The organism is Hoyosella altamirensis, assembly GCF_014191505.1.
Classification (GTDB): Bacteria; Actinomycetota; Actinomycetes; order Mycobacteriales; family Mycobacteriaceae; genus Hoyosella; species Hoyosella altamirensis.
This window is the reverse complement of the sequence record NZ_JACHWS010000002.1, coordinates 802,318-816,314: the sequence shown is the minus strand read 5'-3', so window position 1 is coordinate 816,314 and position 13,997 is coordinate 802,318. Positions and strand designations below refer to the sequence as shown.

Annotated in this window: 10 protein-coding genes; 9 read left to right on the top strand and 1 reads right to left on the bottom strand. The window is 61.7% G+C overall.

What is annotated here, in order from left to right; all coding sequences use genetic code 11:
• Positions 1-4: 4 nt before the first annotated feature.
• Complete coding sequence (locus FHU29_RS12620) at positions 5-1,465, bottom strand: CCA tRNA nucleotidyltransferase (protein WP_183377552.1); 1,461 nt, start codon at positions 1,463-1,465, stop codon at positions 5-7.
• Between the two features lie 131 nt (positions 1,466-1,596).
• On the opposite strand from FHU29_RS12620, the gene FHU29_RS12615 reads away from it, so the two are divergent.
• The 9 genes from FHU29_RS12615 (at position 1,597) to FHU29_RS12575 (ending at position 13,997) form a co-directional block, all read left to right on the top strand.
• On the top strand, positions 1,597-2,475 hold the full coding sequence (locus FHU29_RS12615) for an NUDIX hydrolase (protein ID WP_083962261.1): 879 nt from the start codon (positions 1,597-1,599) through the stop codon (positions 2,473-2,475).
• On the top strand, positions 2,472-4,916 hold the full coding sequence (locus tag FHU29_RS12610) for a DUF6049 family protein (RefSeq protein WP_198156525.1): 2,445 nt from the start codon (positions 2,472-2,474) through the stop codon (positions 4,914-4,916). The genes FHU29_RS12615 and FHU29_RS12610 overlap by 4 nt, the downstream gene beginning before the upstream one ends.
• Positions 4,913-8,818 (top strand): murein biosynthesis integral membrane protein MurJ, encoded by a 3,906-nt coding sequence (gene murJ / locus FHU29_RS12605; protein WP_083962259.1) that lies wholly within the window; start codon positions 4,913-4,915, stop codon positions 8,816-8,818. The genes FHU29_RS12610 and murJ overlap by 4 nt, the downstream gene beginning before the upstream one ends.
• A gap of 151 nt (positions 8,819-8,969) precedes the next feature.
• Positions 8,970-9,539 carry an RNA polymerase sigma factor SigM gene (gene sigM, locus FHU29_RS12600; protein ID WP_064439980.1) on the top strand — a complete coding sequence of 190 codons (570 nt, stop codon included), beginning with the start codon at positions 8,970-8,972 and terminating at the stop codon, positions 9,537-9,539.
• 67 nt (positions 9,540-9,606) lie between these two features.
• Positions 9,607-10,359, top strand: a complete 753-nt coding sequence (locus tag FHU29_RS12595) for a hypothetical protein (RefSeq protein WP_064439979.1) — start codon at positions 9,607-9,609, stop codon at positions 10,357-10,359.
• Between the two features lie 83 nt (positions 10,360-10,442).
• Complete coding sequence (locus FHU29_RS12590) at positions 10,443-11,168, top strand: TetR/AcrR family transcriptional regulator (protein ID WP_064439978.1); 726 nt, start codon at positions 10,443-10,445, stop codon at positions 11,166-11,168.
• Positions 11,169-11,310: 142 nt separating this feature from the next.
• Positions 11,311-12,309: a thioredoxin-disulfide reductase gene (gene trxB, locus FHU29_RS12585; protein ID WP_064439977.1), complete on the top strand. Its 999-nt coding sequence runs from the start codon at positions 11,311-11,313 to the stop codon at positions 12,307-12,309.
• 56 nt (positions 12,310-12,365) lie between these two features.
• Positions 12,366-12,686 (top strand): thioredoxin, encoded by a 321-nt coding sequence (trxA, locus tag FHU29_RS12580; protein ID WP_064439976.1) that lies wholly within the window; start codon positions 12,366-12,368, stop codon positions 12,684-12,686.
• A gap of 141 nt (positions 12,687-12,827) precedes the next feature.
• Entirely contained in the window at positions 12,828-13,997 is a 1,170-nt protein-coding gene (locus tag FHU29_RS12575; protein WP_064439975.1) for an N-acetylmuramoyl-L-alanine amidase, read from the top strand.

The window sequence follows — 13,997 nt, the reverse complement described above, 5'->3', positions numbered from 1 at the left end:
GGGGCTAGCTCTGGCCGTCCCACCATTCGCGCAGCGCGGCCTCCGCTTCATCCCTGCTGAGCGGTCCTCGCTCCAGGCGAAGTTCTTTCAAGAATTTCCACGCCTTACCAACCTCGGGTCCGGGTGGCAGCCCCAGCAGCTCCATGATGGCGTTGCCGTCGAGGTCCGGCCGAACGCGCTCCAAGTCTTCCTGCTCCTGAATCCGGGCAATTCTGGCTTCTAAATCGTCATACGCGCGTTGCAGCGCGAGCGCCCGACGTTTGTTACGAGTGGTGCAATCGGCGCGGACAAGCTTATTGAGTCTGTCCAGCAGAGGCCCTGCGTCGGTGACGTACCTCCGCACCGCCGAGTCTGTCCACTGTCCCTTTCCGTAGCCGTGGAAGCGCAGATGCAGGTAGACAAGGCGTGAGACGTCCTCGATCATTTGCTTCGAGTAGCGTAGTGCGCGCATCCGCTTCCGCGTCATTTTCGCGCCAACGACCTCGTGGTGGTGAAAGCTCACCCCGCCGCCAGGTTCATGCTTGCGAGTCGCGGGTTTGCCTATGTCGTGCAGGAGCGCAGCCCAGCGCAGGACGAGATCGGGCCCGTCATCCTCGCGTTCGATTGCCTGCCTCAGCACAGTCAGCGAATGCGTATAGACATCCTTGTGCTGGTGATGCTCGTCAATCTCGAGTTGCATCGCTGGAACCTCTGGCAGTACATGTTCAGCCAGCCCAGTGCCGACGAGAACCTCAAGGCCAGCGATAGGGTCGCTGCCTTCCATCAGCTTGTCGAGTTCCGCCCGAATCCGCTCTGCCGTCACTCGATTGATCTGGTCCGCCATCTCACGGATTGCCTGATCAACCCGAGGTGTGAGCTGCAAGCCCAACTGGGAAGCAAACCGCGCAGCACGGAGCATGCGCAGCGGGTCGTCATTGAAGGAATCCTCCGGCGCACCCGGAGTATCAAGCACCCCCGCCACGAGATCGGCCAGACCGTTGAGGGGGTCGGTGAAGGACCCTATCCCGCTCACGCCAACCTGTACCGCCATCGCGTTCACGCGGAAATCCCGCCGCACCAAGTCGTCACTCAGCGAATCGCCGTAACTCACCTCTGGGTTGCGCCCAACCCTGTCGTAGGAATCGGTCCGATACGTGGTGATTTCTACCTGTACACCGTGCTTGCTCGCACTGATGGTGCCGAATGCGATCCCGGTTTCCCACATTGCATCAGCCCAGCCGCGAAGGGCGTCCCGCACAGCCTCTGGCCGTGCATTTGTTGTGAAATCCAGATCGTTGCCCAAGCGGCCCAGTATGGCGTCGCGGACGGATCCGCCCACCAGAAAGAGCTCACTGCCGATCTCGTCGAAGCGCCGGCCGAGCTCCGCGAAGAGCGCGTCGTGGTCACGTAAAGCGACCGCCGCGGTCGCAAGCTGCTGCGCGGCGAGGCTTTCCAGGTGCGTGTCATCGCTCAACGGTGGAACCACGCCAAGACACCCTACCGGGCGCCGCGCCAAGAACCGGATTTACCCAGTTCAGCTGCACTGCCGCCGGCGCCGCTTCGCACATCAGAGTAGAGTTCACAAGGACACCGCTCGCTTCCGGCTACCATGACAAAGTGTCCCCTGATGATCGTGCAGCGCACCCGAGGCACCGCAAACGCCGCCCGCGGCGCCGCGGCGGCCGGGGTCAGCGCCACGCCACGCACGATTCTCCTGGTACAACGCCACACAGCGGCACTGATTCCGGGGTCAACAGCGACAAAGAGACCAACGTCCACACGACCACTGGGCAGCAGTCCGCCAGCCAGCACGGAGCAACTCCATCGGGCAAGCCGCGCCCGAAACCGCAGAATGGCAGTGCGCCCGGTCACCGCGGACACCGCGGTCGCCGGCTGCGAACCGTTCGCGAAACGTCAGCAGGCGGGCTTGTCATCACTGGGTGGGACGGCGGCCGCGACAAGCTTCGAGCTGCGCTGATCGGCCGGCTCGACCGGCGAGGCCGACTCCTTTGGTCGCTGCCTAAGGGACACATCGAGCGAGGCGAAACAGCAGAGCAGACCGCTATGCGCGAGGTGGCAGAGGAAACCGGAATCCAGGGTCGGATTCTCGCGTCACTAGGCAGTATCGACTACTGGTTCGTAACTGAAGGACGCAGAGTTCACAAAACGGTTCACCACTACCTCATGCGGTTCCTTGGAGGCGAACTGTCCGACGCAGACATGGAAGTGTCAGAAGTCGCATGGGTTCCGCTTGCTGAACTCGATTCGCGCCTTGCCTACGCGGATGAGCGGAAACTGGCACGCATGGCCGCGGAATTGATTGCAAGTATGGCGTCCTCTCTTGACGGCCTGAGGAATCTAGCCGCAGACGCGGCGAATGCCGCGAAGCCGGATCACGAGGGTACGGGCAATGAAGGCGTGGCGCCGAAGCTGCAGACTCGGGGACACCAGAACGATCCGGAACCTGCGGAGTCACTGGACAAGCCCCAGATATGACATCGTTGCAAACACCACGGGCTGGCGACCGTTGCCAGGCCAGTTCCCGCAGAAGTATGTGGCGGGCACCCTGTGCCTTTCTGCTGGCGCTGGGACTGATACTCACTGTGGCCTCGGGGGTGGCTTTCGGGCAGCCGGGTGCGGATGACGCGGGCACCGCGACTGAGCCCCTCACCGTCACTATCGATTCGGTAGCGCCGCCAGTTGTGACTCCTAACTCGTCGCCCACTTTGATTGTGACCGGAACGATCACCAACAACAGCGGCAGCACGATTTCGGATGCGGCCGTTCGGTTACAGCGCGCCGCTGCGGTGAACGAGAGCGAAGGCCTTCGCAGGACAGGGGAGCTGACAGAAGCTGACTATCGCATCATCACACCCACAGTGCCGGTGGGAGCTTCCATTGATCCTGGGGAGTCCGCACGTTTCACCATCACGTTCCCCTACAGATCTGAAACCGGCAATTCGCTGCACATCCCAGGACCTGGCGTGTATCCGCTGCTCGTCAGCACAACAGCAACCACGGGTGGCGGAGTCGGACTTCGTTCCGATACCGCGAGGTTTCTGCTCCCAGTCATCGGTTTGCCGCGTTCGGTGAGCGAAGCCCCGGAGTCAGATCGTGCTGCAGGTGCTGTGTCTGAGGCCCCCGTGACGCCGACAGTCAGACGCCCCCTTCCGATCACTTTGCTGTGGCCGCTGGCAGAGACTCCGAAAATCGCGCCTGGCGGTACAGGGGACGGCCGAAATCTGCGCCTGCTGGACGATTCACTCGCAGGATCCCTGAGCGCAGGGGGTCATTTGGACGAAGCACTTACCGCGCTTGAGGAGGCTATAGGCCGCAACGGCGAATCCGCTGCGCAGCTCGCGGAATCTGTTTGCCTTGCGATCGACCCCGATCTTCTCATCGCTGTTGACGCTATGCAGCCGGGATATCAAGTTGCCGTAGATCCAGCCGATCCCACCGGAGTCACCCGCCCAGGTGCCGGCACTGCTGCCGCGTCAGAGTGGCTTGCTCGTTTGCGTCAGCTCAGTGAAGACGTATGCACCGTGGCATTACCGTATGGACAGGTTGACCTCGAGGCGCTCGCTCGTCTCGGCAACAGTGACTTCGCCGCACGCGCTCTTGTGACACCTAGCGACATCCTCGCTGCGGTTCTTGGTACCGACCCGGTTCGAGCGGTCACCCTGCCAGAGTCCGGGCTGCTCAGCGAGCAGAGCGCGGGCATGCTCGCGGACACCACCGGTGGCACCGCGTTGGTAGCGTCCAACCAGGTCGCACTAAACAGCTCTGAACAGGCACGGAACAGCTTCGCACGCGTGAGCCTGCCGAATACCGAAGATCCGGATCGAGCACTGACCGCGACGCTGTTCGATCCGGCAACTGCCGGTGCTTTGGCGGCTGTGGGCGGGTCCCCTCAGGTGCCCTCGTACGTTTCAGGGGGCTCGCGAGACGCCGCGCAGGCACCCCGATTGCAGCGAATGCACGACGCGCTCGGCGCACTTGTGTGGCCGGCCCTCGCGGCGAACGGTAATGGATCGAATGGGCCCGGCCCCCAGACCCTGATGGTGGTGCCCCCGCAGAACTGGCGGATCGACATCGCGGAAGGCTCGGCGATACTGCAGACGATTACTCAGTTGTTCAGCGCGGGTCTGATAACCCCCGCACCACTGGATGGTGTCGCCACAGCCGCCGAGCGCAACAATCATCCAGAGGGAATCGTTCAGTACCCCCAGCAGAACGACAGCGACCGGGTATCGGACGACGTCCTCGAGCCGCTCAGTATTACTGCTCGCGAGCTTGAACAGCTGCGCTCTGCGCTGGTCACCGATCCGAACCTGCCGCTCACTCCAGACGCTTTTCTGGCCCCATTGTGGGGAGACCTATTGCGTGCCCTCACTGCGGCCGATCGGCGGGTGATAACGCCAGAGGGCGGGACCGACCACAGCTCCGCGGACGCTGCAGCACGGTTACGCCTCGACACAGTCCAAGACACACTGAACTTTCTCCATACCCAGGTGACAGTGCTCAACCCTGGTGGCGTCTACACACTTGCGTCCGGCCAGAGTCCACTGCTCCTCGTTGCGCGCAACGATCTTCCTGTGCCCGTCCAGGTGCGATTGCAAGTGTCGGCGCCGCCGGGCATCGAGATCGCGGACCTTGGGGTCGAGCAATTGCCACCGAGAAGCCATAGACAGCTCTCCATTCCCACGGAAGTGAGCCACACGCGACAATTCGCGGTAGATATTCAGCTCACCACACCTGACCACCATGTGCTCGGGGAGGCCATCCGGATCTCGGTACGCTCCACCGCGTATGGACAGATAATGACGATTCTGACCGCCTGCGCGGGTGCATTGTTGCTGGCACTCGCCGGCCGTCGCCTTTGGCACCGCTTCCGCGGTCAGCCCGACCCTGCAGATGAAGGTCACGAACGCCCATGACGGACGGCACAACACCCGACGGTCTGCCCTCACGCAGCGAAGGCACGACCGGTTCGGACGCCGCTGAACCCGCCTCTTCGCACCACGGCCTTAAACCGCCGTGGGAACGCTACCCGGTATCGATGTACCGGTCGCCCAGCGCGCGCAAAGTGGTTCGCCCGAAGACCAGCCACAAAGGGCTGGTCGATCACACGGAACGACGCGAGCCGAAGCCACCAGCCCGACCGGCAACACCCCCGCTCGCGGACATGCCCGATACCCCGCCCGCACACCTGTCCGGTCACCAGAACGAACCCGAATCTCCTGGTCAATCCACACCCATCGCATTGCCGGGGCAGCCGTCCGAATCGCCTGCCGGCGCCCCACCCGCCGCTGCTCAGGTGAACAAGCACGGTGAGGCTGACCGCAGCTTGATGCGCTCGACAGGCTCAATGGCGCTCCCGACGCTAATCAGCCGCCTGACCGGATTCCTCCGGACCTTGCTGCTCGTCATGGTTCTCGGCAAGTTCGTGGGCGATGCGTTCAGTGTCGCTAACCAGCTGCCGAACATGGTGGCCGAACTCGTCCTGGGAGCCGTACTGGCGGCCATTGTCGTTCCGGTGCTTGTTCGTGCTGAACGTGAAGACCCTGATGGGGGCGAGAGGTTCACCCGCCAGCTGATCACGCTGGCAGGAACGCTCCTTGTTGGAGCGACAGTGATTGCAACATTATGCGCACCGCTGCTCGTGACCCTGATCTTGAACAAGACCGAGTCCGTCGTCGACAAAAGCATGGCGACAGCCTTCGCTTATCTGTTGCTGCCGCAGATCTTGTTCTACGGCCTCACGGCCGTCTTTGCGGCCGTCCTCAACACGCGGGGGATCTTCGGGCCTGGTGCTTGGGCGCCGGTCGTGAACAACGTCATTGCAATCGCAACGCTCGGTGGCTACTACATCATCTGGAACGACCCCGCTGAACTGTCCGTAGGTGAGATCGCATTCCTGGGTGTCGGGACCACGCTAGGCGTAATCGCGCAGGTCCTCGTTCTTATTCCGTTCCTGCGCAAGGCGAACGTCCCGTTGCGGCCCCTCTGGGGGCTGGACGACCGTCTGAAGAAGTTCGGCGGTATGGCGCTTGCGATCGTCGTCTACGTCGCCATCAGCCAGGTAGGACTCTTCGTCACGATGAACGTCGCGTCGGGTTCCGCTGAGGGTGCGGCACTGATCTACACGACAGTGTGGCTCCTGCTGCAGGTCCCATACGGTGTTCTTGGGGTAGCAGTGCTTACAGCCATCATGCCGCGGATGAGCCGGAACGCTGCTGCCGGGGACAACAAAGCCGTTATCGATGATTTGACGACCGCCACGCGGATCACGATGGTGGCCCTCATACCGGTCATCATGTTCCTGACCGTCAGCGGTATTCCGATCGGTCGACTCCTCTTCACGGGTGGCAATTTCTCGTACGATGACGCGACGGTACTCGGCCAAACGCTGGCAATTTCGGCGTTCACACTCGTCCCGTACGCCCTCGTACTCCTTCATCTTCGAGTCTTCTACGCCCGGCATGAAGCATGGATTCCCAACTTCATCATCGTGGGCATCACAGTCGTCAAGGTCATCCTCTCGGTGCTGGCACCTACGGTCGCCAATGACCCAACGCAAGTCGTTGCGCTGCTGCACTTCGCCAACGGCGCTGGCTTTCTTGCGGGAGCGGTGGTGGGAGCAGCTTTGCTGCGCCGCAGCCTAGGCCCGCTCCGATTGCGCTACACGTTCAGCTCTATGTTCGTGGTGTTCAGCGCCTCGCTGGTCGGCGCAATAGTAATGCTGTTCTCCTCGCTGATATTCGGCCTTCCTACCGTGACCGAGTCATGGGGCCGGACGGGCGACCTCGTCAGCGTCGTCTACTCGGCTGTGATTATCTTTGGCATCACGTACGCCATTCTGCTGAAGCTCGGAGTTCCCGAGGTGCGCCTCGTGTGGAGTCTGGTGGGCCGTATTGCTGGAAAAGCCCGCCGAAAGCCTGTGATGGCCGCCACAGGGGGGTCTGTGAGCAAGGAATCGCGTGACGCTCCGCAACAGCACGCTGATTCCGGTCGCAACCTGCCGTACGCTGGGCCGGAACACACTCAGTCAAGCGAACAAAGCGACGCCGCAAACCGTGCCAACGTGTCACCCCGTGTGGCTGAAGGAATGAACATGAAGGACTCAACTGACGCCCTGACAGAGCTGGAGAACACACCAGCGCCAGATAACGAGGGTGATAACCACTCGGGAGAGTCCCGTGCTCAGGAAAGTACCGGGCATCCAGAGGAATCGGGCGAGAACCGCGACGCCCAGGACGGTGCTCACAGCACTCGTCGGCCACGACTGATGCCCGGAACCATCGTCGCAGGTGGGCGTTACCGCCTGGTGGAGGAGCACGGCCGCGCACGGGGCCTTCGGTTCTGGCAGGCCTGGGACCTGAAACTCGAGCGCGACGTAGCCCTGACCTTTGTCACGGCGGCGACAGCGGAGGGCAGCCCGTCCGGCGAACGACATGATTCGCTGCTCGCGCGGACGCTGCGGCTTGCACGGATCGATTCGCCCGGCCTGGCCCGTGTCCTCGATGTAGTGAAGGGCCGCGCGGGCGGCATCGTGATCTCTGAGTGGACGCCTGGCCAGTCCCTGGGGGACATCGCCCGGACCAATCCTTCGCCCGCGGGCGCAGCGCGGGCTGTGCGCACGCTGGCGGGTGCAGCTGAGGCTGCCCACCGGACGGGTACAGCGCTGTCCATCGACCACCCGGACCGAATTCGGATCAACTCGTCCGGGGATGCAGTGCTCGCCTTCCCTGGTACGGCTGCGGACGCAGACCAGTCCTCCGACGTACACGGCCTTGGCGCGGCGCTCTACACGCTTGTCACCGGCCACTGGCCACTCGCCGAGCTGGGGCCCGCACTCGTCGCCACGCATACCCACCGGCGCCACACAGGCGCGGCCTTCGCCAAGCCAGGCACAACTGTTGGTGGCCTGCCAGCGGCTGAATTCGCCGAGGACGGATCCCCCGTTGATCCGCGGCGCATCCGGCCCGAGGTGCCCTACGAAATCTCTGCTGTCGCTCTCCGTGCGCTTCAGCCAAGCAGCGGTATCCGGACCGCAGCCACCGTCCAGCAGATTCTGGATCAGGCGACGATGGCCGACCAGGCAACCGACATGATCCCGGTGATTCGCGCATCGCAAGCGAAAGTGCGTCCCCGAGCTGTCCGTATCAAGCCGCAAGCGGTCCTCATGACTCCGGAGGAGCGGCGCAGCCGATCAATCCGGGTGGTCGCGGTGCTCACCCTGCTCGCGATCGCTACCGTGCTGATTCTGACGATCGCGATAACCCAGCTGACCCAGCTACTGATGGGGTCGGGCACAAACACGCCCGTATCGCGTCAGCCTCTCGGGTTCACGGCAGAGGAGCAGGCTCCAGGGGGCCAAGGCAATACGCGGCAAGTCACGTTTTCCGTCTTCCCGTCCAGCGTCACTGTCTACTCGCCGCAGCAGCAGGCTGACAACCCAGGACTCGCTGAACTCGCCATCGATGGCGATCCCGACACCGCGTGGACGACGTCGCAGTACTTCCAGCAGTTCCCGGCCTTCAAGAGCGGCGTGGGCCTCATCGTCGCGTTTGATGATGCCTTCGAGCTATCTCAGGTGGAGGTTCGGACAGACCGTCCAGGGTCGAATGTCGAAATTCGCACAGCAGACAGTACCGATCCAGATTTCGATTCCACCGACGTCATTGCCACCACTGTCCTTGAGGATGAGGTCACGCAGATTCAGATGGGTGCGGCGCCAGCAAGCCAGTACATCCTCATTTGGATTGATGAATTGAGTGAGGCTGAGGGGCGTATGCAGTCGACCATCAACGAACTGAGATTCACTGCACGGCGGTGAGATTCGCTTACGGGGGGCTGCTCCCTAGCAAGCAGCGCCCCGTAAGCCCGAACTGCGTAGGTTGTAGCTTCTGTCCGTTTGATTCGTATTCTGAATCACTCCGGGTTATTCTTCCGTGGTGCGACACACATGGGGGGTCGCCGCAGGGGAGATGTCGGACTCGGAATTGTTGGCCGCGCATGTGTCGGGGGACTCGCGGGCCTTCACCGAACTAGTCCAGAGGCATCGCAACTACTTGTGGCGGGTAGCAAAAAGAACAAGTTATAGCGTCGATGACGCTGCCGATGCGCTTCAAGATGCGCTTCTGTCAGCGCACCGGATGGCCGGGTCTTTCCGGGCGGACGCCGCGGTACTGAGCTGGCTGCACCGGATTGTGGTCAACGCCTGTCTGGACCGCATTCGCCGGAATCGCGTCCGAGCGACAGTGCCGCTGGACGAGGAGCTTTCTGCACATATCCGTCGGCGGGACGACCCGATCGGGGAACTCGAGTTCACGCTCGACGTCGAACGCGCATTGTTCCAGTTGCCGCGCGAGCAGCGCGCAGCCGTCGTCGCGGTCGATGTTGAGGGCCTCTCGGTGGCCGAGGCGGCCGAGCGTTTGGGCGTTCCCACCGGAACTATCAAGAGCCGATGTGCTCGCGCACGGCTAAAGCTCGCACAGTCGCTGAATTATTTGCGAGTGGAAGGGAACCAGACGCTTGACCGGAGCGTCTATCCCTGATGTGCCACGTAGAGAAATTGCTCCCGGGGTAGGGGAGCCCAAGAAGAGGCCCGGGAAGGAGGACGCCATGCCGGAGGATGCGCACCTCACCCAGAACGCACCAATCGTTGTGCCCGAACCTCCTTTCAGTCGAGAGGTCCTCGCCGATCTCGACGCTGGCGTGTATCCAGAGGCCGTGGCATCGCACATGCGGGCCCACATCCAGGCAGATCCGCACGCAGCGCCGGTGCTCGCCGCTCTCAGCACCATCCGGAGCGAGCTCTCGCAGTTGCAGTGCCAGCCGGGCGCATGTGAGGACATTCCTGCCGAGTTTTCTGCCCGGCTCACCGCGGCAATCGAACAGGCAACAGCGGAAGCTTCGGGGACTTCGGGGACACAGCCCGCGAATGTGAGCCAGCTGCATCGCAATCGTCGCTGGAACCGTTCAGTTCTCGCAGTCCTCGCCGGGACCGCGGCGGCCGGCATCGCGGTATTTGCCGGGGTAGCGGTTCTCGATACGCCATCTGCGTCGCCTGCGTTCAGTGCGCAGCCATCGAATCAAGTAGCTGGGGACGCGACCACCGGCCCGCTTTCGGCGTTTGGTTCCCGCGCGGAAACTGGTCAGCTCAGTGGATCCGCACTCGGAGCGTGTCTCGGTGAGCACGGATTTCCGGCGGATACGCCCCTGCTCGGTTCGAGTGTAGAAGTTGTCGGCGGGGAGCGGACAGTGCGCCTGCTGCTTCCGGAAACTCACGGGACACGCGTAGTTGCGCTGACGGTCCGTCCGGATTGTGGCGCGGGAAATCCGGCACTCATCAGCCGCACTGTGCTGGGGTCATAATTACAGGTTGTCATGCGTGACGTGGGTAAATATCGATAGTTGAAATTAGTCAGGTTATGTCCGAAACCTGTACCGTGTAATTTGTGACACGTTCAGACGACTTGGAGTCCGACCTTTCTGATTCCGGCACAGACGATGCACCCGCGCCGGTCAAGCGTAAGCGTGGACGCCCCGCGATAGTCACTGGGGAACAAATCTGCGAGACCGCTTTGGAGATGGGCGTGGCAACCATCACAATGACTTCGGTCGCAAGCCAGCTGGGCGTCAACCACGCAACTCTCTACCGCTATGTCACCAGCCGTGATGATCTTGTGCGGCAAGCTATTGATCTTGCGATCCAGCGCACCGACTTTCCCGAACCGAATGCCGCGGACTGGCGACAGTTTCTCTGGGACACCGCAGTGGCGCTGACTGGGATGCTCGATCGCTATCCAGGCATTGCGACTGAACTGGCGGGGGGAACATTTACCCACCAGGTACTCAGGCGCGGCGCTGAGATGATGGCTGGCTTAGTCGCTTTGGGGTTCGAACCCACCAAGGCGGTACTAGCCATGGAATTCGTCACAGACCTAGTCGTGGACCATTCACGCAAAACTGAGCAACTAGACGGTAGGGTTCCATCGCAGTCGATGCCGTCACGTGACAAATTGGCACAAGACTGGTCTGATCCAGCTGATTCAGAAGAGCCATCGCTTAGCGAGATCATCGCTGCGGGGCGTGCCGCAATCGGGGTAGAGCCACACCAATGGCTGGAAAGCAAGCTGCGGATCATGCTTTCCGGAATTGCCGAAGAAATCGCACCACACTGAGTCTCCGTCATTTCGCCTTCGTGGTTCTTCAGTTCGAGGTGCCACACTGCGCCGATGGGAACATCGCAGACTACCCTGTTGTTGACCACGTTACGAGTGCGAAGCACGACAACAAGCGAATCGCAATGACCGGAAGGCCTGTATGACTACCGCAGAGCGCAGCACCAGCAATGAATCTGCTGACGTGCATGACGTCATCATTATTGGGTCAGGACCAGCTGGATACACAGCTGCTGTCTACACCGCACGCGCCCAGCTGACGCCCCTCATGTTCGAGGGCACTCAATTTGGTGGCGCCCTCATGACCACCACCGAGGTCGAAAACTTCCCAGGCTTCCGCGACGGGATCATGGGTCCCGCACTTATGGACGAAATGCGTGAGCAGGCACTCCGATTCGGCACAGATATTCGCACGGAAGACGTCGAGTCAATCTCGCTCGACGGTGATGTGAAGATCGTCAGCGCCGGTGGGGTCGACTATCGCGCACGCGCCGTCATCCTTGCGATGGGTGCGGCCGCGCGTTATCTCGGTGTAGCTGGCGAAGAACGTCTCCTCGGCCGCGGCGTCAGTTCGTGTGCGACGTGCGATGGCTTCTTCTTCCGCGACCAGGACATTGCCATTATCGGCGGCGGGGATTCAGCAATGGAAGAGGCCACCTTCCTGACGCGATTTGCGCGCAGCGTGACGATTGTCCATCGTCGTGAGGAGTTCCGCGCGTCCAGAATCATGCTCGAGCGGGCCAAAGCGAACGAGAAGATCACCTTCATTACTAACGCAAAGGTCGAGGAGGTGCTCGGCGACAACAGTGTCACGGGGCTGCGCCTCTCCGACACAGTTACAGGCGAATCGCGTGAGCTTGCTGTTACTGGGATGTTCGTGGCCGTCGGACACGATCCGCGCAGCGAACTGGTCCGAGATCAACTCGATGTCGATGAAGACGGCTACGTTCTTGTAAAGGCACCTACCACACATGCCTCACTGCCTGGCGTATTCGCTGCCGGTGACCTCGTGGACCGCACCTACCGCCAGGCGATCACCGCGGCGGGCACTGGCTGTGCTGCGGCCATCGACGCCGAGCGCTGGCTCGCTGAGCATGCTGACAGCTCCGCCGCCGCGGATCCCGCCATGGCTCTCACCTAGCTACAGCCACCCACACAGCCTGCCAGCCGAAATTATTCCGAGGGAGATACCGGAAAATGTCCACAATCAACGTCACTGACTCAACATTCACCAGTGATGTCCTTAAGAGCGAGAAGCCCGTGCTTGTTGACTTCTGGGCAACGTGGTGCGGACCATGCCGCATGGTCGCGCCAGTGCTCGAAGAGATCTCGAACGAGAAGGCGGACACGCTGACAATCGCGAAGCTCGACATCGACGCGAACCCCAGCGTACCGCGCGATTTTCAGATTCTGTCGATCCCGACAATGATCCTTTTCAAGGACGGCGAGCCGGTCAAACAGATCGTCGGAGCAAAGTCGAAGGCCGCTCTGCTCAAAGAAATCGAAGACCTCCTCTAGACGTCACGGTTGCGGGTGTATACCCATTAAGATGGGGATGCTGCTGACCGATCGCTGGCTCACAAGCAGAAGATAGATTGTTCGTTCGTACGTCCTTCCCGCTTGAAAGCCAGACCCGATCTCGAGAGTGAGGCCCGCAGGATGCCATTTCTACAGCTCGGAGACTCTGGTCCAGATGTCGCCGAGGTGCGGGCAAAACTGATCAGCCTCGGCTTCCTCCACGACGACGACGACCTCGCTGAAGCCCGCACCGTCTTCGATTCAGCAATGGATTCGGCGGTGCGTGGCTTCCAGCAGGAACGTGGACTTCTTGTGGATGGGCTCGTTGGCAAAGCCACTTCGCGGGCTCTCCAGGAGGCCGGCTACCGGCTGGGCGCGCGCATCCTCGCGTATCACGTGTCAGCACCCCAATACGGCGATGATGTCGCTGCTCTCCAAACTCGCCTGCAGGATCTCGGCTTTTACACCGGCCTCATCGACGGCTATTTCGGCCCTGGACTCCATCGAGCCCTCAGCTCCTATCAGCGCGAGTTCGGACTTGTTGTGGACGGGATATGCGGGCCTGAAACTCTCCGCTCCCTGGAGATGCTTGGTACGCGAGTGACAGGTGGCTCGCCCCATGCAATCCTCGCGGAAGAGGTGGTCCGCCAATCCGGGCCCCAACTCCGAAACAAGCGAATCATTCTTGATCCCGGTCTCGGCGGCAGAAACACGGGTCGCATCGTGCGGGGCCCGCGCGGAAGTGTTTCCGAAGCAGACATCCTATGGGACCTGGCCAATCGGCTTGAAGGGCGCATGGGGGCTACCGGCATGGAAACGTTCCTGTCGCGTCCCCGGCACAAGGACCCTTCGGTCGCCGATCGAGCAGCCATGGCCAACAACCTGAATGCTGATCTTATGATCTCGCTGCAGTGCGCACATAGCGAATCACCGCTAGCGCGGGGGGTTGCTACCTTCCACTACGGCGTTCCCGATGGCTCTGAATCGATGATAGGTGCAGTGCTCGCCGGCTTCCTTCAGCGCGAAATCGTAGCTCGTACACAGCTTCTCGATTGCCGGTCACATGGCCGTACCTGGGACATCCTGCGCATGACCAAGATGCCTACGGTACAGCTTGACGTCGGGTACATCACGAACGAAGACGACACAGCCCTGCTCGCGGATCCCACGATGCGTGACACAATCGCGGAGTCCATCGTGGTGGCGGTGAAGCGCTTATACCTTCTCGGAAAAGACGACCAGCCAACTGGCACATTCACTTTCGCGGAACTGCTTGCACACGAGCTAGCCGTTGAAGGAAAACGGGACTGA

What these genes read in the sequence shown, in the direction of transcription:
- murJ (WP_083962259.1), top strand. Translation starts at nt 4,913, where the DNA reads ATGACGGACGGCACAACACCCGACGGTCTGCCCTCACGCAGCGAAGGC.
- FHU29_RS12575 (WP_064439975.1), top strand. Translation starts at nt 12,828, where the DNA reads ATGCCATTTCTACAGCTCGGAGACTCTGGTCCAGATGTCGCCGAGGTG.
- FHU29_RS12595 (WP_064439979.1), top strand. Translation starts at nt 9,607, where the DNA reads ATGCCGGAGGATGCGCACCTCACCCAGAACGCACCAATCGTTGTGCCC.
- sigM (WP_064439980.1), top strand. Translation starts at nt 8,970, where the DNA reads ATGTCGGACTCGGAATTGTTGGCCGCGCATGTGTCGGGGGACTCGCGG.
- FHU29_RS12610 (WP_198156525.1), top strand. Translation starts at nt 2,472, where the DNA reads ATGACATCGTTGCAAACACCACGGGCTGGCGACCGTTGCCAGGCCAGT.
- trxA (WP_064439976.1), top strand. Translation starts at nt 12,366, where the DNA reads ATGTCCACAATCAACGTCACTGACTCAACATTCACCAGTGATGTCCTT.
- trxB (WP_064439977.1), top strand. Translation starts at nt 11,311, where the DNA reads ATGACTACCGCAGAGCGCAGCACCAGCAATGAATCTGCTGACGTGCAT.